Annotated in this window: 12 protein-coding genes; 10 read left to right on the top strand and 2 right to left on the bottom strand. The window is 63.6% G+C overall.

From position 1 onward, the window contains the following. Nucleotides 1–19: 19 nt before the first annotated feature. Nucleotides 20–6,208, bottom strand: a complete 6,189-nt coding sequence (locus HED64_RS12390) for an Ig-like domain-containing protein (RefSeq protein ID WP_168152294.1) — start codon at nucleotides 6,206–6,208, stop codon at nucleotides 20–22. Nucleotides 6,209–6,443: 235 nt separating this feature from the next. Here HED64_RS12390 and HED64_RS12385 point away from each other — a divergent pair, with 235 nt between their 5' ends. Next, nucleotides 6,444–8,111 (top strand): DUF885 domain-containing protein, encoded by a 1,668-nt coding sequence (locus HED64_RS12385; protein ID WP_168152293.1) that lies wholly within the window; start codon nucleotides 6,444–6,446, stop codon nucleotides 8,109–8,111. Between the two features lie 478 nt (nucleotides 8,112–8,589). Here the strand turns inward: HED64_RS12385 and HED64_RS12380 are convergent, their stop codons facing one another. Next, a complete protein-coding gene (locus tag HED64_RS12380) occupies nucleotides 8,590–11,160 on the bottom strand; it encodes a helix-turn-helix transcriptional regulator (protein WP_168152292.1) in 2,571 nt (856 codons plus the stop codon). Nucleotides 11,161–11,392: 232 nt separating this feature from the next. On the opposite strand from HED64_RS12380, the gene HED64_RS12375 reads away from it, so the two are divergent. The 9 genes from HED64_RS12375 (at nucleotide 11,393) to HED64_RS12335 (ending at nucleotide 21,953) form a co-directional block, all read left to right on the top strand. Continuing rightward, nucleotides 11,393–12,805: a dicarboxylate/amino acid:cation symporter gene (locus tag HED64_RS12375; RefSeq protein ID WP_342590719.1), complete on the top strand. Its 1,413-nt coding sequence runs from the start codon at nucleotides 11,393–11,395 to the stop codon at nucleotides 12,803–12,805. 352 nt (nucleotides 12,806–13,157) lie between these two features. After that, nucleotides 13,158–13,817: a TetR family transcriptional regulator gene (locus tag HED64_RS12370; RefSeq protein WP_168152291.1), complete on the top strand. Its 660-nt coding sequence runs from the start codon at nucleotides 13,158–13,160 to the stop codon at nucleotides 13,815–13,817. A gap of 7 nt (nucleotides 13,818–13,824) precedes the next feature. Continuing rightward, nucleotides 13,825–17,328 carry an MMPL family transporter gene (locus HED64_RS12365; RefSeq protein ID WP_168152290.1) on the top strand — a complete coding sequence of 1,168 codons (3,504 nt, stop codon included), beginning with the start codon at nucleotides 13,825–13,827 and terminating at the stop codon, nucleotides 17,326–17,328. Next, nucleotides 17,325–18,059: a Maf family protein gene (locus HED64_RS12360; protein ID WP_210149622.1), complete on the top strand. Its 735-nt coding sequence runs from the start codon at nucleotides 17,325–17,327 to the stop codon at nucleotides 18,057–18,059. The genes HED64_RS12365 and HED64_RS12360 overlap by 4 nt, the downstream gene beginning before the upstream one ends. Nucleotides 18,060–18,299: 240 nt before the next feature. Beyond that, on the top strand, nucleotides 18,300–18,503 hold the full coding sequence (locus tag HED64_RS12355; RefSeq protein WP_168152289.1) for a hypothetical protein: 204 nt from the start codon (nucleotides 18,300–18,302) through the stop codon (nucleotides 18,501–18,503). Further along, the gene (locus HED64_RS12350) at nucleotides 18,500–18,943 is read left to right on the top strand and encodes a hypothetical protein (protein ID WP_168152288.1); all 444 of its coding nucleotides are present in this window, start codon (nucleotides 18,500–18,502) and stop codon (nucleotides 18,941–18,943) included. Before HED64_RS12355 ends, HED64_RS12350 begins: the two co-directional genes overlap by 4 nt. After that, nucleotides 18,940–19,254: a winged helix-turn-helix domain-containing protein gene (locus HED64_RS12345; RefSeq protein WP_168152287.1), complete on the top strand. Its 315-nt coding sequence runs from the start codon at nucleotides 18,940–18,942 to the stop codon at nucleotides 19,252–19,254. The genes HED64_RS12350 and HED64_RS12345 overlap by 4 nt, the downstream gene beginning before the upstream one ends. A 161-nt stretch (nucleotides 19,255–19,415) precedes the next feature. Beyond that, complete coding sequence (locus HED64_RS12340; protein ID WP_168152286.1) at nucleotides 19,416–21,185, top strand: acetyl/propionyl/methylcrotonyl-CoA carboxylase subunit alpha; 1,770 nt, start codon at nucleotides 19,416–19,418, stop codon at nucleotides 21,183–21,185. A 228-nt stretch (nucleotides 21,186–21,413) separates the two neighbouring features. Then, nucleotides 21,414–21,953: a DinB family protein gene (locus HED64_RS12335; protein WP_168152285.1), complete on the top strand. Its 540-nt coding sequence runs from the start codon at nucleotides 21,414–21,416 to the stop codon at nucleotides 21,951–21,953. Nucleotides 21,954–22,027 lie beyond the last annotated feature (74 nt).

Raw genomic sequence — 22,027 nt, 5'->3', positions numbered from 1 at the left:
TTTTGCACCGATGACGGCGTCAGAATCCGGTGGTATTCGATTCCACGCCATCAACCGTGGCGTAGTAGGGCGACTTGTATCCGGGTTCCACCACACAGGGCAGGTCCGCCGAGGCTCGGCCCTTGGGCCCAACGTCAATCGTCACCGGGTTGGAGGCGAAGTTCCCGCCGGAGTGGTAACAGGTGGCCTCGTAGGTGTGGGTCCCAGGGTCAAAGTCGTAGAGCTCCACGTGGTACTTGTAGCAGTCTGGGGCGCAGGTCGAGTTGGGATACCCGTTGTAGTTCGGGCCACGGCTCAGCTGCACCGATCGCGCCGGCTTCGAGTTGGTCTGCTCGGTCTTCGACCAGGATTTGGATTGACCCTCGGCGTCGCTGGCGGTGATCTTCAGCGTTCGCGCGGTGGAGTAACCCAGGTTCTCCAGGCGTTCGGCCCCGTCGTTGGCGGTGTTGTTGCCATCGACGGTGACAGTGTGGGTGAGCGTGCGCCCGTTGGCCTCACCGGCGGCGGCGTTCCAAGTGAATTTGATCCAGTGGTCCCCGTGCGTGGCGGCGATCTGCGCGTTATCGCGCAACGGACCGTAGGCGCTCATCTGGTTGCTGGCCGGGCTCGGGGATGCCGGGCCGGCCGCGTTCAGCGCGCGCACCTGCCAGGTGTGGGCCTGACCGTTGGCTCCGGTGTCGATGGTGCCGCCGGGGCCGCCGAAGGGCGTCCAGGCTCCGCCGTCGGTGGAGTACTGGTAGCCGGTGACCGGCGCGCCGTTCGCGCCGGGCGCCGTGAAGTCGAGCCTGACCATGCGATCGGTTCCGGTGGCCTGCGCAGTGAGCGCGCCGATGGCCTTCGGGCGTCCGTACGGGGTGACAGCGGTGGAACGCTGACTCTGATCGGAGGCACCAACGCGGTTGCTGGCCTGCACCGTGAAGCGATAGGACTTACCGGTTCCCAGCCCGGTAACGGCCTGCCGCTGCCGGCTGGCCGGGATACCGGAGACGGTTTTGACCAGCGTCGCGGCTTCGTAGACCCGCACGGTGTAACCGCTCAACGCTGCGCCGTTGGCACCCGGGGCACGCCAGGACACGTCCACGACGCCTCCGTCGATCGCCGATTCCTGGCGCACCGCGGTGGGAGCGTTCGGGGCGAAGGGCTTACCGGCCGGGGTGACGGAGGCGGAGTAGGCGCTGAACTGTGAAGGCTTGGCCGCCTTGTTCACCGCGCGCACCCGCGTTTGGTAGGCGGTGCCGTTTTTCAGCCCCGCCCAGGTGTAGGAGGTGCCGGTGATCCCGGAGACCTGGGTGATGCCGTTGGCCGGGGCCGGGGAGATTTCCAGGGTGTAGCCCTGGATCGCCGAACCGCGGCTCACCGGTGCCTTCCAGCTGAAGGTGGCCTGTTGGTCTCCGTCCTTCCCGGTGGGGGCACCGGGCTGTTCGGGTTCCACGTCCGGGCGGACGTCGGCGGAGGCCGGGGAGGCCGGCGATTCGCCCACCGCGTTGGTGGCGGTCACGGTGAAGTTGTAGATGGTGTCGTTGGTCAGGGGCGTGATGGTGCAGGTGGTTGTTGCGCACTTTTGCACGTGCCCGCCACCGGTGACCGTGTAGTGGGTGATCGGCGAACCGTTATTCGCCGGTGGTCCCCAGGTCAGCACCGCTTTTTCATCGCCGGTGGATTCCACGCGGGGCAGCGAGGGTGGACTCGGGGCACCCTTGACGTTCAGCGTCACGGTGCCGATGACATTGCGCGAGACATCATCGGTGACATCTCCGATGGTGTATTCCACCCGCATGGTGCCCACGAAGTTCTCACTCGGAGTGATGTCCACCTTATCCCCGCGCAGCGCTACGGTACCCTGGGCGCGATCCAGCGGGCGCGCGTTGATCAGCCGCAGCGGCCCCTGATCGGCGTACGGGTTGTGATCGTTGGTCAGCACGTCGACGGACTCGGTGCGACCCTGGGCCGCGTCGGCGATGTTGTCAGCGACGGCGACCGGCAGCTCCCGGGTGGAGCCAGTGACGGTGATGCCCATGGCGGCTGTGGTCGGCGGGTTAACCCCGTCGTTCACCGAGATCGCCACGGTGCCGCGGGTGCCCTTGGGGGTGTCGGCCGCCGCGCTAACGCGCAGCGTATGCCCGTCAACGATTTCTGCACTCACACCCTGGATATCGACCGCGCCGAGGGCGAAGGCGAGCTTGGGCAAATCCTCCTCGTTCGCATCATTGGCGGCCATGCGCAGGTCCAGCTCGGCCGGTTCCCCACCCTGGCCAACAGTTAGGGCATTGGCCTGGAGGGTCGGCGGGAAGTTTTCCGGATCCGGCTGTTCTTCCTCCTCCACCTCTTCTTCCTCGGGTTCGTCCTCGGGCCCCTGGCCCTCGCGCTGCTCGTTCGGGTCATTGCCCGGGGCCGGATTAACGTTGATCGGCACACTCAGCGTGGAAGACAGCCCCGTGGAGTCATCGGGGCCGGACCCGTCGGTGACCTCGAAGGTCACGGCTGCCGGTCCGGAGAAGTCCTTCGGTGCCCGGAAGGAGAGCTCGGTGGCGGAGACGACCAGGTTGCCATCGTTCGCCGGCATCGAGCTCACGGCGTCCTCGGTGGTTAACCTGGGTTTGTGCCCCTCACGCACCAGCACCAGATCCTGCAGTTTCAGCGGCAGCAGCTGGCCGGCCTCGACCTCGAGGGCCAGACCGCTGCGCAGGATCGGGCGAGCTCCGCCGGTACCCGGCACGTGCACAAAGGCATTTGACGTGAGAGAGTCCGGGTCGGTGAGTCTGTAGGCGATGACCTGGGGTTCGGCGCCGACGCGCACGGTGAGGCCCTTTTCGCCCATGTCCACACCCGCCGGCTCATCGGGCAGGCTGACCTCAAGGTCAGCGCTACTGCCGTCGGGGTCTTCGTCGTTGCGCAGGATGTCGACGGTGACTTCGTCGTTCTCGATGACTTCCTCGAGCGAGACGCGATCATCGCGGGCGATCGGGGCCAGCAGACGAGCCTCGGGATCCGATTTGACCGTGAGGGTGGCGCTGGCGGTGCCGCCGCGCCCATCGCTGATGCGGTAACGAACAGAGATGGTGCCGTTCTGCGGCGGGGAGCTGAGCACCACGCGCCCGTCGATGACCTCGGCCTTGACCGAGGACTCGGAGCCCACCTCGCTGAGCAGTGCCAGGGCGTCGCCGTCCGGATCGGTGTCGTTGTCCATCACGTCCACGGCCACGGGCCGTTCGGGGCGCACGGTAATGAAGTCGTTCACCGCCACCGGCGGATTGTTGGCCTCCGAGAGCGGAGCGATGCCAATCTTCACGGTGGCGGTGGAACGGGCGCCGAGCCGGTCTTCCACGATGTAGCTGAATTCGTCGGTGCCCGAGGCATCCTTGTTGGCGGTGTAGTCGATGGCCGAGCCACGAATTTTTGCCGTCCCGAAGCGGGGCGAAGATCCGAACTGGACCAGCGACACCGAGTCGCCGTCGGGGTCGATGGCATCCAGCGGCACCTGCACGCTGGTGCTGCTGCCGGCGAAGACCCGGCCCTGAACCGGCAACGGGTTCGGCGGGGTGTTCTTCTCCAGGTCGTTCGCGTCGGCCGCTGGCTGCACATCGAAGGTCACACTCGCGCTGGCCTCCTGGCCATCGGGCCCGGCGACGGTATATACGGCGGAGACCTGGCGCGGTTTACCCTCGAAGTCCCCGGCGCGGAAGCGCACCGTGGAATCGGCGACGGAGATCAGTGAACCCTCACCGAGGTCCTCGGTCTCCTGAAGTTCCGGGGCCAGCTCTAGCTTGCCGCCGTTGGGGTGGATGTCATTCTCCAGCACCTTCACCGTCGCGACGTCGCCTGCGCGTACCGTCACCGAATCCGGGTTGGCCTGCGGCGGGTCGAGGCGCGGCGGGGCGGGGATCGGCACGACTCGGATCTCGCCGGTGGCTTCCGTCGCACCGTTGGAGATGGTGTAGCTGATGGTGGTCGGGTCGGTCAGCCCGCGCACGTCGGTGATGCGCACCAGGGCATTGCGTTCGACGCTGGTGGAGAACGGAGCCTCTTGGTTATTTTCCACGCCGGTGACCACCAGCACGCCGCCGGCCGGGTCGGAGTCGTTGCCCAGCACGTCAACTAACACGTCCTGTCCGGAGGGCAGCAGCGCCATGTCGCGCACCGCGACCGGGGCTGCGTCGCTCGGCTCGGGCGCCTTAATATCGATGCGCACCAAGCCCGGTGCGCTGGCCGGTCCGTTGGTGGCCAGGTACTCGGCGTAGAAGGTCCCGGGGCGATCTCCGGTGACGGTGACGGCACCGGTCTCCGTGTTGGTCTTCAGTTCAAGCCCGGACACGTCGTCCACCCCGGCCAGACGCAGCCCTCCCCCGGAGGGGTCAACATCGTTGAGCAAGGGTTCGAAGCTGGTTGCCTCATCCACGCGGGCGAGAACGTGATCGGTCGCGGTGACCGGCTTGATGGCGGTGTCGGCCAGCACCTCGACAAGCACGCGGCCCTTGGTGCTTTCGCGACCATCGGAAACTTGGATCGTGACTTCCTTCTGCCCGATGCGTTTGCCATCGTCCTGGAAGGTCAGGGTGCCGTCGGGGCGAACCCGGATGACGTCGTCGCCCTCGCTGGTACCGCCGAGCAGGCGCAGGTCATCACCCTCGGCATCGGTCCAGTCGGTTAGCAGGTTGCGGCTGGCCGATTCGCCCTGGCGGACCTGCAGGACGGTGGTGCGCTGCTGCTCCGGGGCCTCGTTGCTGTCTTCGTCCACGACCTTGAGGTTGACGGTTGCGGTGTCGGTACCACCGCGCCCATCGGCGGCGGTGTAACTGAATCGTGCGGTGCCGCTGGCGTCCTTGGGAACTACGATCTGGAAGCCGGTCCCGTCATGCACCGACTGCAGCTCACCCAAAGATGGTCCGCCGCCTTCCAGCTCGGCCAGCAGCAGATCCCCATCGGGGTCCACATCGTTGTAGAGCACCGGCAGCAGCGTGGCCCGACCGGGGCGTACTGCGAAGGTGTCGTCCTCGGCGATCGGTTTTTCGTTTTTCTCGGTGCGGTTGGGCAGCTCGATGGCGTCGGTGATCTCCTTGGTCTCTTCCTCCTTCGCCTCACCCTCACCCTTGGGCGGTTCCAGATCGCTCCAGTTGCTGACGATCTCCATGCCCTCGTTCATCAGCCAGACCTGTCCGGTGGAGATGTCGTTGAGCACCACCACGTCACGGTTGACCCGGAATTTCAGCTCGGATCCCTGAGGCATTTCGGGGATGGGCATGTTCTGGTTCTGCGCGGGGTCCGCGCAGTGGCGCAGATACTGGGCGCTGGTCTGCCAGGCGGCATAGGTGCAGGTACCCACGCGTACCGGTTCGATGGGGGTTCCGGCGGTATCAACCTGCTCGTAGTTCACATCGCGCCCGTCCAGCGACACCGTGGCCAGCGCGTTATCCAGGGCAATCGCCACGCCCGGTGCTCCAGGACCGGGGGCCTGGATCTTGGCGTTCGTCGGGTTCTCCACAGTGGTATGCCCGCCGGTGGAGGTGTAGACGTCGCCGGAAGCCGCATCAAACACCACGCCGGTCGCCCCGACGGCGCTGAGCTGCGGCTTGTCCATCGAGGTCAATTCCTCGATGGTGATCTCGCTGAGCGGCTGCGCGGTGCCCTCGGCGTCGATGGTGTGGGCGGCGAGCACCCCTGATTGGTAGTCGACGGTCCATACGGTGTCATCGGCCCCGACCACCGCGGCGACCTCGCCGTTGGACTCGATGATCGGCAAGGCACCCTCACCGGAGAATTCCGAAATGTTCTCCGCGCGGGTGGCCTGCACGGTGCCGTGCTCGTCGTCGGTGACCGCCACGACGGAGGTGCCGAAGGAGAAGGATGAGTTGGCGGGCAGGTTATTGTCACCCGCGAATTGGACCATGGCGGGGTCGATGGTGGTCAGTGAGGCCTGTTCGAGGTTGCGGACAAAGACCCGTTCGGCATGCTGGGCCAGGTCGTAGCGCGGCAGCGGCGTGACCACGCCGCCGTCGATGACGCGCGACTGGTAGTTGATGTGCCCGATCTTGCCCTCGGCCTGGTTGGTGACCCAGACGCCGCCGTCGTTCAATTCCACGTCCGCGGTTTCGAATCCCGGGTGGATGATGGCACCAGCCACGGCGAGTGCGGCGACCACCGGAATGACCACCGCTTTAAAAGCGGTGCCCTTCAACGGTGCTGTCCACCGGGCTCGACTGGTCTTTGCCATGTGCGGTCATTCCTTGCTGTGATTTCACGAATCAGCCGGATTCGCAGGCTGCGATGCCCCACCGCGGAAGGGTCGAACCCCACCAGTCTACAAAGGATGGTCAAACTCCTGCCATGGTGAGTTCTCCCCATGCCCCGTTTCGAGGTCGCACTCGAGGGTTCCTCACCACGTCGGGCATCGAATCCATCACGAAATTTCCTTCAACATCTATTTCACGTCGGCTAGGGTTGGAGTTATGACTGACATCACTTCCCCGCGCACGCCCAGCGCCATCGACACCGTCGCCAACGAGTATTTCGCCCGCCTGCTTGAACTCATCCCCGAATTTGCCACCGAGTTAGGCCTGCCGGGTCGTGAGGCCGAATATTCCGACTATTCGCCAGCCGGTATCGAAGCTCAAACTCAGGCCGCCCGTGAAGCACTGGCCGCGCTGGCACCACTACAGCCGGTTGACGCGGTGGACGAAATCACCCTCGACGCCATGAAGGAGCGTCTGGGTCTGGACCTTGAGATTGCCGCTACGCAGCGAACCGAGCTGAACAACATCGCCTCCACCGCCCAGTCGCTGCGCGCCATCTTCGATTTGATGCCCCAGGAAACCGCCACCGACTACGGCTTCATCGCCGAGCGCATGCACAACTTGCCCGCCGCCATGGCCGGTTACATCGCAGCTTTGCGCGATTCGGCAGCCAAGGGTCAGTACTCGGCCGCCCGCCAGGTAAAGATCGTGATCACCCAAGCACGTGACTACGCCAAATCCGGCGGATTCTTTGAAACGCTGTCCACTTCCGGTGCCGCGGTGGCCCCGGAGCTCGCCGAGCGTTTAACCTCCGGCGCCGAGGCCTGCAACGCCGCCTATCGACTGTTGGCCTCGGTGTTGGAAGATGAACTGCTCCCTGCCTCCCCCACGAAGGATGCCGTGGGACGCGAATACTACGCGCTGATGTCCCGTCGCTTCCTGGGTGCAGCGGTCGATCTGGAGGAGACCTACGCGTGGGGCGTGGAAGAACTGGACTCCATCATCAAGGAGCAGCAACGCGTCGCCGACCAGATCTCATCGGGCGCCAGCATTGAAGAAGCCAAACTCATCCTGAATCAGGATCCAGCCCGCCAGCTGGCCGGCACCGATGCGCTGCAGCGCTGGATGCAACAGAAGTCCGATGAGGCATTGGCCGCACTGGCCGGAACACACTTCGACATCCCCGCTCCCATGGACAAGATCCAGTGCATGATAGCCCCGACTCAGGAGGGTGGCATTTACTACACCGGCCCGTCGGAGGACTTTAGCCGTCCGGGACGCATGTGGTGGTCGGTTCCCGAGGGTGAGGAACAGTTCACCACTTGGGCCGAGCTCACCACCGTTTATCACGAGGGTGTTCCGGGCCACCACCTGCAGGTGGCCACCGCAGTCATGGCCCGAGATACGCTTAATGACTGGCGCCGGAGCGCCTGCTGGGTTTCGGGTCATGGCGAAGGCTGGGCGCTGTATGCCGAACGGCTCATGCGCGATCTGGGCTTCCTCTCAGACCCGGGTGACTACCTGGGCATGCTTGATGCCCAGCGCATGCGTGCCGCCCGGGTGGTCTTCGACATCGGCGTCCACCTCGAATTGGAGATCCCCGCAGCCTGGGGCTCCGGGACCTGGGACAGCGAAAGCGGCTTCGACTTCCTGTCGAAAAATCTGGACATCTCCGCCGGCCAACTGGAGTTTGAATTCACGCGCTACCTGGGTTGGCCGGGCCAAGCCCCCGCATACAAAGTCGGGCAGCGCCTCTGGGAGCAAATCCGCGACGAACGTGCCGCGAGCGCAGGGGCCGACTTCGATCTCAAGGCCTTCCACACCCAGGCACTGGGCGTCGGTTCAGTCGGTCTTGACACCCTAAAGCGGGCACTGCTGGGCTAATCGCGCATTAACATCGAAGGCTGGGTCCCGAACCAATCGGGACCCAGCCCCCGGTACACAGATCACCACGGAGCACAGCTCGTCGCGCAACATTCCCCCCGATGTTGACGCATTTTCTTCAACAGCTTTAATACTGAACAGTGGACGCTTTGCAGATGCCCCGCACAGAGGGTGAACGCGAGGGTGAATCCACCTAATCCCCTGATTACCACAACGAAAAACATGCAATAGTTTGGATTGTCACCACGAATTACGTTGAAGCGACCACGATCCAGTTCAGCGGATAACTCCACTTCATGTACGAAGGCGCCAGACGCCGGACTGTTCGGATGACGGTATGGATGCAATGCTTGGGGGCTGCATCGATGCGTGGGGGGATTATTCCGAGTCGCACCATGGTGGAAATCCAATCCCCAGCCCAGCGGTGCTGACCGCCCGAATCTCATCTATTCCGGAGAACAGCCACGTCCGGGCGGAACTAATCCAGCCCTTCGACGTCTTTGCTGGTCACCAGGCCCTGTACCCGCGCCGCGTCTAGCGCCGCCGTCCGATCCGAGACTCCGAGCTTGCGATAGATGCTGCGCAGCTGACTTTTGACCGTATTGACGGACACAAACTGGCGCTCCGCGATCTCAGCGGTACTTCCGCTCTCCACCAGCTCGGCCAGTACTGCAAGCTCCCGCGCGGTTAATTGCGTCCTGCCTAAACCACCGGGAATATTAGCGACTGTATTGGGGTCAATGATCAGCTCAACGCGCATCGTTCTGGCTTCGGAAAGAATCCGCTCCAAATCCGGGGCGGGCAGAAGGTTCAGCGCACTGCCCAAGCCGTATTCCTTGCTCAGTGCGGCGACCATGCGCATGGCCCCACCGATGGCAGAACGGTTGTTTTGCTGCAGGCTCGCCGCGAGAACCAGAACGGCCTGCTCAAAGCGTGCCCGTGGCTGCACGGGCAGTCCCACGGCGGTGCATAGCCGCAGGACCTCGGCGGCATCACCCTGAGCCAGTCGCACCCTACCTTGCAGGAGCCCCCGGGCCGGGGACGACGTCGATTTTATGGTGGCTTTAAAGGCGTTGGTGGGGTCACCCACCGCCAAACTTAATAGGCTCGAAGCAGCGGCGAGCAATTGACGCCCCGACTTCGGCGCGACGGGCTGCTCACGTTCACGCGCCAAATAGCCCTGCATGCGCACCAGCGAGTCAGTGGTTTCGCCATTCACCACGGCCAGCATGGTCTCGGCCCAGCGAATAACGGGCCAGAACTCGTTGTTGTGCTGGTCGATACGCAACAGCTCTAGCCACCGGGCCGCATCCTCGAAATGCTGTGACTCCATGGCGCATAGGAAGGAGGCTGCCCTAAACGGACTGGCGAAGTACGGGTTCGCCGACGTACTGGCCCAATGTTCCGGTGCTGCCTCGGCTAAGAGCTCCGTGGCCCGGTGAATATCCCCGCTCAGGGCATAGAGGAACGCCTGAACCGAAGCGGCAAAATGATCATTACCCGCACGGTTTTGGCGCACATCGGCGGCAACTCCCAATTCGGCGGCGACGGCAGCTTCCTCGTCAATACCACCGGAATACAGCCCCAGCGCGAGTTGAATCAAGAGAGCACCCTCAAAGGGACCGATGGCATCACGTTGCCCCGGTGTCATCTCCAGATACAGGGCAATGCCACTGCGGGCACAGCGCACCGATGCATCGCCCACGCCGCTCAGGCGCATGGCAACGGATTCGACCATGATCAGCACCAGTCGGTCCGGCGGCGGCGCCTTGCGGGCCACCGTGCGCGCTCCGGCAGCGGCCAAGGCCAGCAATTCCACCGTCTTGAGCTTGAACTTGCCCGTGGAACTGTAGGCGACGGCGAGGCAGATGGCCAGCAACGGGTACCGGGCCAACACGGTGCGTGGCAAGTCATCAAGGAGCGCCGCCCCGCGGGTACCAAGCTCCCCATCAAGATACTCATCCGCATGCATGCGCAACACATCGGAGGCCAGCTGGTGATTCGGTGCTGTCAACGCATGTCGTAAGGCCCGGAAGGCTGAACCGTGAAGCATTTCGAAGCGCGCACATATCTCATGTAGCTCGCGCAATCGGGGTGCATCTTTGGCCAGATAGGAACCGATCAGGACGCGGCGCAGCACCGGGTGCAGGCAATATTCCTCCTCCGGGTTACGCGACGAGCGGTAGATCATGCCACGGGCTTCCAGATCGGCCAGCCAGGCCGATGGTTCCGCATTGTGCCCCTGAACCAGTGCGGGCAGCAACGCCAATGGCACCGTGGTGGGCACCGCGAGCAGACTCAAGAATTCGAGCTGCCCGGGGGCAAAAACCTCCTGGTCGAGCTGCTGTTTTAGATCACGATCAACTGCCCCGTGGACCGCAAATAAGAAGTCCGTCTCCTCGGTGCTCAGCTCCCGCAGGGTCGCCGAGACGCCCAGCAAGGGGGATGCTTGTTTAGCTGATTTGAGTCCCCCCGGCGCCGATGCCGGCGCAAGCATCGTTTCTGCTCGAAGCTTGGCCATACGCAACAGCTGCGGGGTGCCAGCGAGGTCTTTGGAAAGCCGCGGTGCCAGGTGCTCCAAGGCCGTGCCGGCAAGGTAGCTGGCGGTTTCTTCCTCGGTGAAGGAGATCTGATGCGGTGGAACGACGGAAATGCTGATCGGAAGCATCGTCCGCTGACGTTCCAGTTGAAGATATTCACAGCTCAGTAGGACCACACGACGATACGGATTGTCCCGGAGCAAATCCTGAATCTGGGCCGAGAGCTGATGTTCATGCAGGGAGCTAAATCCCGAAAGCACCACGAGGTGTGATTCGGGATCCGAGGAGGCCGCGCACAGACGCTCGATGGTCTCGGGGATTGAATGCTCCACGGTGTCGCATTCAATCCAGCTCCAGAGTGTGGCTCCGGGATCGCGGCGGGATAACCAGTCGCGCACCGCAACACGTTTACCGGATCCGCGGGCGCCGCGAACGATCACGATCGAGGAGGTGACGGCATCGTCAAGCAAGGCATCAAGCCGCGGCCGGGACAGAGTGTCTCGCTTCATTCCCCACGACATCCGCTACCCCATTTCGCGTTGCACCGACAGCTGCTTGCCAGCTACGAAGTTAGGTGATTGATAAACTTCACAGAGTGGTTGAAGGCCCAGCTTAACACCGGCGGGCTTGGCTATGGAACTCGTCACAGAAACCGCCCTTTTGCGTCGATTTGACGGCTCCTGCGTAACATTGCTCAATGTTGACTGTCCTTTGGTATGGACCGCCGCCTAATTTCTTTAGGTGACTACCACCGAGAAGACGCCCACGCGGCGCATCCCCAGCTGGGCGACCGCGTTCGGCCCGCAAATCATCATCGCCCTGATCTTGGGACTGGGACTAGGTCTGCTGGCCAAGTACACCGGCCACACCGAGGACACCAAAACCGGTCTGGGCATCACGCTGGAAACCCTCGGCACGAGCTACATCTCGCTGCTCAAGGCCGCGGTCATCCCGCTGATTTTCTTCGCTGTTGTCGCATCGATCGCGAACCTCGCCAAGGTCACCAATGCGGCACGCCTGGCCTGGCAGACGATCCTGTGGTTCGCCATCACCTCGGCCATCTCCGTGGTCATCGGCATGGTGCTGGGCACCGTGCTGCGCCCGGGAGCCGGAACCGGACAAAGCGCCCCTCCCGCATACGAGGGACGCACCGGTGACTGGTGGTCGTTCCTCATCGGATTGATCCCCTCGAACTTCTTGGGCCTGGGCGCTACCAACAAGGTCTCCGAAACCGGGGACATCAGCACCGCACTGAGCTTCAACGTGCTCCAGGTTTTGGTCATCGCGATCACCGTGGGAGTCGCGGCACTGAAGGTCGGGGATGCGGCACGTCCGTTCTTGGACTTCTCCGCCGCCATTCTCGCGGTCATCCAGAAGGTCCTGTGGTGGATCATTCGTCTGGCCCCACTGGGCACCGTGGGTTTGATCGGTAACGCCGTGGCCACCTACGGCTGGGACACCATCGGCGCCCTGGGCAAATTCACCGTGGCGATCTACATCGGTCTGGCTCTGGTGCTCTTTGTGCTCTACCCGGTACTGGTTCGTTCCCATGGCCTGAGCATCAAGGCGTACTTCTCCGGTGTCTGGCCGGCGGTGCAGCTGGCGTTTGTCTCCCGTTCCTCCATCGGCACGTTGCCGCTGACCCAGCGCGTGACCGAGCGCAACCTTGGCGTGCCGGCCGGCTACGCCTCCTTCGCCGTACCGCTGGGCGCCACCACCAAGATGGATGGCTGCGCCGCCATCTACCCCGCGATCTCCGCGATCTTCGTGGCCCAGTTCTTCGGCATCAATTTGGGACTGACCGACTACTTGTTGATCGCCCTGGTTTCGGTGCTGGGATCGGCGGCTACCGCCGGAACCACCGGTGCGGTGGTCATGCTGACCTTGACGCTGTCCACCCTCGGCCTGCCGTTGGAAGGTGTTGGACTGCTTCTGGCCGTCGATCCGATCTTGGACATGGGCCGCACCGCGGTGAACGTCGCAGGTCAGGCATTGGTACCCACCATTGTGGCCAAGCGCGAAGGGATTCTCGACGAGGCCCTTTACAACGCACCTCGTCAGGGCGATCCGTTTAGTGACGAATTCAAGCAGGGCCATACCCCGGCAGGCCCCGACGATCTCACCTCGTCTAAGGAGCCCGCACATCTCTCCTAGTTCCGCCGGTGCCGCGAGCTATCGCGGCGCTACCGGAACTGAGTCTTAGCTCAGAATTTCACTCAGGCCAGCTACACCAAGATTGTTCCCCCGCCGGGTGCGGGGCAATCCTGGTCTAGCTGGCCTTTGCTGCATCTAGAGCCGCACGGTTATTGGCCTTGGATTGGTGATTCATCGGTGCGGCACGCGTTTTATGCTCCCCAAGGATGAACCGATGGTGGAGTTGGGCGGTTTGCGTGCGGCAGCCGGGGAGAGCCAGCTCCTGGCTGGATATAGGAAGCCCCGGAAATCGTCTGGAACCGAATCGCCTAGAAAATTGCACGGCATGCAAGTTTGCACGTAGTGTATAAATGTGAGTTCTCCCGATACTTCAGCGCCTACACGGCGCGAACTAAATAAGACCGCGACGCGCGCCGCCATTGTTGACGCCGCCTTCCACCAACTTCAAACCCACGGATATGAGTCACTGACGGCCGAATCCGTGGCCGAAGCGGCGAACGTCTCGCGGCGTACCTTCTTCAACTACTTCGCGTCCATCGAGGCAGCGCTCAACGAACCCACCAAGCGCCTGTTAGAGAACGCCGTGGCCGTGTTGGATGAGCTGGACACCGATATCGACCTGCTCTCCGCTGCCGTCACAGTGGTCAAATCCCTGGTTGACCCCAAGCTGCTAGAGCCCATGGCGGAGCTCTGCCTGCACATCAACACCCACTCGCAGATGGCCAGGGTGCAGCTCGAAGCGTGGGAAAACTGCACCGATTCCCTCACCGAGCTGATCATCGCCAGGGCACCGCAGGGCACGGAGCTGGCGGCGTCAGTTTTCGCCCACTGCATCGTGGGCGCGGGCAAGGCAGCGTTTACAACGTGGGCTCGCGAGCTGGAAGAAAATCCAGATCCCACCGACGGCCTGCGCATCGACATGTTGCGCACCACCCTCGCAGACGCCATCGCGCAATTGCGCGACGGCTTCCCCTCCCTCCAACAGCGTGCCGCGCACCTACGAAAGGCCTAAGAGCACCATGGCTACCTTCCTTTACCGTCTGGGCGCGCTGGCCTACCGAAGGCGCTGGGCCGTTGTGGCCGCCTGGAGTGTTGTGCTGCTGGTGATCGGGCTGAGCGCCGGTGCCTTCATGGGCAAACTGTCCAATACGTTCACCATCCCGGGCACCGAGACGCAACGGACGCTGGATCGGATGAAGGTCGAGATGCCCAACCTGGCCGGCGGCACCGGTTCCATCGTCTTCCGCTCCACCGACGGCAGCGCGCTAAATACGCAACAGCACCGGGCCATCGAGGCTTCGTTGGACGATCTTGCCGATCAGTCCCCCATCGCCGAGGTCCGCAAGCCCTTTGAGCTACAGGCCCAGCTTGATGAGGCCACCCCGAAGCTCAAGGATGGGCAGAAAAAGCTCGATACTGGAGCCAAGGAGCTGGCCGATGGCACCAAGGCCCTGGCCGACGGCAAGGTAGCGCTGAAGAAGGCTCAGGACGACCTGGATTCCGGCCGCGTGCAGCTCGGCACCGCCAAGACCGAACTCGCTGCGGGCAAGAGTGCGCTGGCCACCGGGCAAGACACGCTTGATGCCTCAGCGGCAAAACTAGCCGCCGGTGCCGCGACACTGGCCGAAGGGCAAAAGAAACTGGCCGATGGGCAAAAAACCTGGGATGCGGGCAACAGCCAATACCAAAGTGGTCGCAGCCAAGTTGAGGCCGGGCGCAGTGCGCTGAAGGCGGGCGAAGCCAAGCTCAACGCCAGCGCCAAGGAACTCAAGAGCGGTGAAGAGCAATATACGCAGGGCCTTGCCGCCATCTTGCAGGGCAAGGACCGCTCCACTCTAGACAAGCAGCTCAGCGCGGGGAAGGCCGAAGCCACCAGCGGACTGAGCAAAGCCACCGCCGGGCTGCAGCAGGTTGATGCGGGGATCAGCGCGGCAGAGGCCGCGCAGAAAACGGCAGAGGACAAGCTCAAGGCAGCCACCGAGCTGCCCGCCGAGCAACAGGACGCAGCCGAAATTTCCGCGCTGACAACCCAAATCGCCACGCAGAAAACCACCATCACCACCCTGAGCCAGCAGCGTTTGACCCTGGTCGGCGCGCAGGAAAAGGCCAACGCGGCGCTGAGCGAAATCACCAAGGCCACCGCCGGACTCAGCACTCTTGATGCGGCCAAGGTGAAACTTGATGCCGGGGCGAAGGAACTTGCAGCAGGCGAGAAGACCCTGTCGGCGAAGCGCGCCGAGCTCGAACGTGCCGCCGCCAAGCTCCCCGCGGCCAAGGCGAAGCTGGATGCCGGCGCCGCGGAACTGCGCGCGAGCCGTGCCAAGGTTCAGGATGCGGCCGCCACCATCGCCGACGGAAAAGCACAATTGGCCGCCGGGCAGGCGGAGATTGATGCCAACGCCGCCAAGCTGGCGGCCGGAGAAAAAACCATCGAGGAGAACCAGGCCAAGCTCGTCGCCGGGCAAAAAGAGATTGATGAGAAGACCGCGGCACTGCCCGACGCCGAAGCGAAGCTCGAACAAGGCGCCAAGGATCTAGAAACCGGCCGCGCCGAGTTGGACTTCGCCACCCGTCAGGCCGGTGCGACATCGGGAATGCGTTTTGTCTCGGCCGATGGCTCCACCGCGGTGGCTAACGTGACCTTTGTTGGCTCCGCTGACTCGCTGAGCACCGCCGATCGCACCGCAATCCAGTCCATTTCCGCCGGAGCTGAGGCAGCGGGTGTTGAGGTGCTCTTCTCCAAGGAGATCCTCCAGGACCTCTCCTCCCTCTTTGGCGCAGCGGAGATCATCGGGCTGGCCATTGCCGCAGCGGTGCTGCTGCTCATGCTGGGCACCCTCGTGGCCGCCGGTCTGCCGCTACTGATGGCCGTGTTGGGTGTGGGAGCCGGGGTGGGCGGAACGCTCGCGTTCTCCTCGCTCATCGAGATGGCCTCCATTACCCCCGCGCTGGCACTGATGCTGGGGCTCGCGGTGGGCATCGACTACTCACTGTTTATTGTGCACCGGCACCGCCGGCAGCTGCTCGAGGGTGTGCCGCTGGGCGAATCCATCGCCCGGGCCACCGGCACCAGTGGCAACGCGGTGGTCTTCGCCGGACTCACCGTGGTCATTGCGCTGGCCGCACTCACCGTCCCGGGACTCCCGTTCCTCTCGGTATTGGGGCTTTCCGCCGCGTTCACCGTGATGATGGCGGTACTCATCGCCATCACGCTGACCCCGGCCATGCTGGGCATCATCGGCACGCGCCTGATCTCCAAGCGGGCCTGGGCCCGAGCCGCGGCGGCCACCACGGCCAACGAATCCACCGAAGATGGCGCGCAACTGCCGACCAATGACGCGGGCAACCGCGGCTGGGGAGCACTGGTCACCCGCCGTCCATGGATTGCTGCTCTGGCCAGCATCGCCCTGTTGGTCATCGTGGCGCTGCCCGCCACACAGCTGCGCACAGCTCTTCCAGATGGCAGTGCCGAGCCCGTGGACTCCGGCGCCTACAAGGCGTTTGAGCAGATGAGCGACGCCTTTGGTGCCGGCTACAACGGACCCCTACTGGTATTGGCGGATCTGCCGGGTGGGCTTGATGCCCGCGGCGCCGATGAGGCAAACCTCGATGTGGCCGACGAACTACGCAGAATCGATGGGGTCGTGGCGGCGATTCCGGTGCAGGTGACCGAGACACACAACCTCGGCGCCATCCAGATCATCCCCGCCGCCGGGCCTTCCAGTGAGCAAACCGAGCAATTGGTCCACCAGTTGCGCGACGCGGCGGGTGAGATCGAACTGGCCACCGGTGCGCACATCGCGGTCACGGGTCAGGTTGCCGCCCAGGTCGACGTTTCGGAAAAGCTGACTCAGGCGTTGCCGCCCTACATCGGCATCGTGGTGGGGCTCTCGCTGATCCTGCTGCTGCTGGTCTTCCGTTCCATCGTGGTCCCGCTGCTGGCCACCGTCGGCTTCCTGCTGTCACTGGCCGCGGCCTTTGGCGCGACGGTTGCCGTGTACCAGTTCGGCTGGCTGGGCAACGTGTTTGACGTGCATGTACCGGGGCCCATCATGAGCTTCCTGCCGATCCTGCTCACCGGCATCCTCTTTGGGCTGGCCATGGATTACCAGGTGTTCCTGGTGGCCGGTATGCGTGAGTCATTTGCGCATGGGCAGCCGGCTCGGGCGGCGGTGCGCTCGGGCTTCGCTCACGCGGCCCCGGTGGTGACCGCCGCGGCGCTGATCATGGCATCGGTCTTCGCCGGGTTTGTTTTCTCGCACCTGACGATGATCCGGGCCATCGGCTTTTCGTTGGCCATCGGCGTGCTCTTTGATGCGTTCATCGTGCGCATGACGCTCACCCCAGCGATCATGCACCTTTTGGGTCACCGGGCCTGGTACATCCCGCGCTGGCTGGATAAAATCCTGCCGGACGTGGATGTGGAGGGCACGAAGATCAATGCGCTGGTTGAGCAGCAGCACCAACCCACCACCGAGTCCGGGACTCAGGGCCCGTCCGCGCGAGATACGGTTGATGCATGAGCCAGAATCTGAAGCAGACCGTCCCCGCAGCCCCGCTCTCCGACTCCGAGGCACCTGATCCGCGCGGGGAGATCGAGAATCCCGATGAACTGCCCCTGTTGGTCCTCGCCTCGGCATCCCCGGGGCGGGCCAAGGTCCTGCGTGATGCCGGCATCGACTTCGCGGTGCAGGTCTCTTCCGTTGATGAGGACGCGGTCCTGGCCCAGGCGGTGGAGCGCTTTGGGGAGTTGAACCCGGCGGACACCGCGCTGTTGCTGGCCAAATCCAAGGCCGAGGATGTCGCGGCAGCGGAGGACGCCGACGGCGCGGTGGTACTGGGTTGTGATTCCGTCTTCGAATTTGATGGTGTCGCCTATGGCAAGCCGTACACCGCCGAGGCGGCCACCGCACGCTGGGAAGTCATGAGCGGAAAATCGGGCATCCTGCACACCGGGCACTGGCTCATTGATAACCGCAGTGAGGAAGACGGGGACGGTGGCACAGGTGCCACCATCGGCGCGCTCTCCTCCACCATCGTGAATTTTGAGTCCGTCACTCCCGATGAGATCGCCGCCTATGTGGCCACCGGAGAACCGCTGCCGTGCGCCGGTGGCTTCACCATCGATGGTCGCGGGGCAGCCTTCATCCGAAGCATCGAGGGCAATGCGCAGAACGTGATCGGACTCAACGTCTCCACGTTGCGCGAACTTTTGGCAGAAACCGGCCTGTCCGTTTCCGACGTGTGGGTCTAAGCACCCTCGCCTAGCTCCTCGGGGCCAGCATCTGGATCAATCGCATCCGGTGCTGGCCCCTTCTGCGTTAACGTCCGAGTTAATTTCCGCGGTACCAACAGGGCCGCGTGGTGTTGCGGTGGGCTGCGGGTTGCTAATGGTTGCTGTCGAGGATGGCCGTGTGAAAACTTTTCGGAAAGTACTTGTCAATTTGGAAAGTACTTTCTAAGCTGGAGTCACACCACCACCAGGGAGGCAATCATGAACAACACGCAGCGCGTCAACGGAGCACAGTTCGCTTGGATCGGCTTTGCCATGGGCATCGCCTGCATGGTCGGACTGTTCATCTACGGATTGATCAGCTCCACCGCCGGACTGCTGGTGATGAGCTCATCGGTGGCGGCCATGCTCGGCGCGCTCTGGGTTTCCACCTCCGTTGCTGCCAGGAAGAGGGCGCAAAAATGAGCACCGAATCGACCCAGCCCTCCGCGCAGGCGGCTGCTGCCATGCTGCAGGAGGCCGGACGACTTGGGGCCGCAGCGCGCACCGGGGCCAGCTGGCCGCACATTTGCATGCTGCTGGGACTTGGTGCCATCAGCTCGCTGTCACTGATTTCCTTCTGGCTCGTCGGCCGCTTTGATCAGTCCCTCATCGTTGTCCCGCTGCTCGCGATGCTGGCCTGGCTGGGCATCTTTATGGTGATGATGCTGGTCTTTGGGCGCTCCACGAAGCGCGGATTCAGCAAGCGCTGGCTCAGCTTCATGAGCATCTGGGCAATACTTTGGGTTATCGGAGTTGCTCTGGGCACCACCGTGGCGGTGAACCAGCTCTGGTTTACGCTCTGTATTGCCGGTGCCATCACCCTCAACTCGGTGATCGGTGCCTGGCTGGAAGCACAAAAATGACCGAGCTCAACCACCCGCGTCACCAATTGAGCGATGAATTGGGGCATCCGGTCCGGTTCTCGTTGGTTGCAGCCATCGCCGGGACCGACGAGAGCGAATTTGCGATAGTCCGGGACCACCTCCAGGTCTCCGATTCGGTCCTCAGCCGCCAAGCCTCGCACCTCGAGGCGGCTGGCATCGTCAAGATCCGCAAGGGCTTCGTGGGCAAGCGCCCACGCACCTGGCTGTCGCTGACGGTTGCGGGCCGCGGGACCTGGGAGCAGCACCTTGCGGCGCTCGCCGCCATCGCCAATACGACGGCGAAGCAGTAGCCCGAGTCCGGGGATCCATCATCGGGTTCCAGTGGCAGAAACTTGTAGGACTCCTACAAAGAAATCGCGACTTCCTCCCGACACCGGGCGTTTTGTGGGTGTAGTTCCCACAAACGCAGGTAGGCTCCAAAAGAGCTTATTTGAAGGAGACAGCACCTGCCATGAGTCAGTTGACGAAGGTTCTCATCGCCAATCGCGGAGAAATCGCCGTACGCATCATCCGCGCCGCCCGTGATGAGGGCATTGGATCGGTTGCGGTCTACGCCGACCCGGACCGCGATGCCTTGCATTCCCGTCTGGCCGACGAGGCCTACGCACTGGGTGGTTCCACCGCCGCCGAGTCGTACCTCGACATCGACAAGATCATCGACGTGGCCAAGCGCTCCGGCGCCGACGCGGTGCACCCGGGCTACGGCTTCCTGGCCGAGAATGCCGGGTTCGCCCAGGCGGTCATCGACGCCGGAATGACCTGGATCGGCCCCTCACCGGCGGCCATCGACCAGCTCGGCGACAAGGTTCAGGCCCGTCACTTAGCCGAAAAGGTCGGCGCACCGCTGGTTCCGGGCACCAAGAACCCCGTTGAATCCACCGAAGAGGTGCTGGCCTTCGCCGATACCCACGGACTGCCGCTGGCCATCAAGGCCGCCTATGGCGGAGGTGGGCGCGGCATTAAGGTGGTGCGCAACCGCGAAGAAATCCCCGAATTGTACGAATCCGCCGTCCGCGAGGCCATTGCCGCCTTCGGCCGCGGCGAGTGCTTCGTCGAACGCTTCCTCGACGCCCCACGCCACGTAGAAACCCAGTGCCTGGCCGACGCGCACGGGAACGTCGTGGTGATTTCCACCCGCGACTGCTCGCTCCAGCGCCGCAACCAGAAGCTTGTGGAGGAGGCCCCCGCGCCATTCCTCACCCAAGAGCAGACCGAGCGCCTCTACAACGCGTCCAAGGCGATCCTGCGCGAGGCAAACTACGTGGGAGCCGGCACCTGCGAGTTCCTCGTGGCCCAGGATGGCGTCATTTCCTTCCTCGAGGTCAACACCCGCCTGCAGGTTGAGCACACCGTTTCTGAAGAGGTCTCCGGCATCGACCTGGTCCGCGAACAGTTCCGACTGGCGCGTGGCGAGGCCCTGGGTTATGAGGACCCGGAGATCCGCGGACACTCCTTCGAGTTCCGCATCAATGGCGAGGACGCTGGCCGCGGCTTCATGCCGGCACCGGGCACCATCACCACCATGGCACTGCCCACCGGTCCGGGAGTCCGCATCGACTCGGGTGTTGAGGCCGGTGAAACCGTCTCGGGGAACTTCGACTCGATGATCGCCAAGCTCATCGTCACCGGTGCCACGCGCGATCAGGCAGCAGCCCGGGCACGCCGCGCATTGGCCGAATTCCAGATCGAAGGCATGCCCACGGTTCTGCCCTTCCACCGCGCCGTGATGGCGGATCCAGCATTTGTTCCGGCTGCCGGAGCCTTCACCGTTCACACGCGCTGGATCGAGACCGAGTTCGATAATCAGATCCCGGCATGGGATCCCGCCACGGCTGGTACTCCGGGCGAGGACACCGAGCGTCAGGCCATCACCGTTGAGGTCGGAGGCAAGCGCCTTGAGGTGGTGCTTCCGGCATCCATGGGCACCGTTTCGGCCAGCGGCAACGGCAAGACGCGCAAGAAGAAGCGTTCGACCTCACGCAGCACCGCCGCCGCCGCGACCTCTGGCGCAGATCTGATTTCCCCCATGCAGGGAACCATCGTCAAGGTGGCCGTCGCCGAGGGTGACATCGTGGCCGAGGGTGATCTGATTGTGGTTTTGGAGGCCATGAAGATGGAGCAGCCGTTGACGGCTCACTGCGCCGGCGTGGTGTCCGGACTCAGTGCCGTTCCGGGTGACACGGTTTCCGCCGGGGCCGTACTGGCCTCCATCGGCGAGTAACCAGTCACACCCCGCACCACCTGCTCTCAGGACGGTGTCGTCCCTCTGCGCTTGCGTATAGAGGGACGACACCGTCCTTTTTTGTTCTGGGTTGTGTCCGCCGGGTCCGCTCCGGTGCGTCATCACCCACGGTGCACCGCCGGCTCCTAGTGTGGTGAGCATGACCACTGAACAAAGCGCAGCCGATGGCGGGCCCAGCGCTGGGGAAAACGAACCGTTGAGCAAGCAATGACCGAGGCACGTGCCGATCCGCGCACCGATCCCCCGCCGCGTGGCAGCGAACGCGCAACGCTGCTTGGCTTTCTCACATACCAGCGCCAGACGCTGGCACTCAAGTGCTCCGGATTGAGTCACAGCGCCCTGATGAGCCGTTCGGTCCCGCCGTCAGAACTCTCCCTCATCGGCTTGGTGCGGCATCTGAGCGACGTCGAGCGCTTCTGGATTCGTAGTTCGCTCTCCGGGAGCAAGGACGCGCCGCTGTACTGGTTTGATGATTCGCCGGACATCGACTTTGTTTTCCCTCGCGGCCCGGCACTAAACGATGCCGAGGCCCTCTTGGTGACAGAGTCCATGGACGCTTGGAAGGCGGAAATGGCGTATTCGGATGCGGTGCTGAGCCGCGCGGAGCTTGATGACGCCGTCTCAGCCGGGAGACACGGCGTGCTTTCCGTGCGCTGGATCCTGACCCATCTGATCGAAGAGTACGCGCGACACAATGGCCATGCCGATCTCTTGCGTGAGTGCATCGATGGTCAGGTGGGCGAATAACGCCGAAGCTGCCGGAGCTTTCGGGGCTGCCGAGGATCAAGAACAAGGCTTAAACGCACGCGGCGTCCGCCACC

This window comes from Paeniglutamicibacter terrestris, assembly GCF_012271785.1.
In the GTDB taxonomy this organism is placed as follows: Bacteria; Actinomycetota; Actinomycetes; order Actinomycetales; family Micrococcaceae; genus Paeniglutamicibacter; species Paeniglutamicibacter terrestris.
Note: the sequence above shows the minus strand (reverse complement) of the source record. Positions and strands in the feature narration are given on the sequence as shown.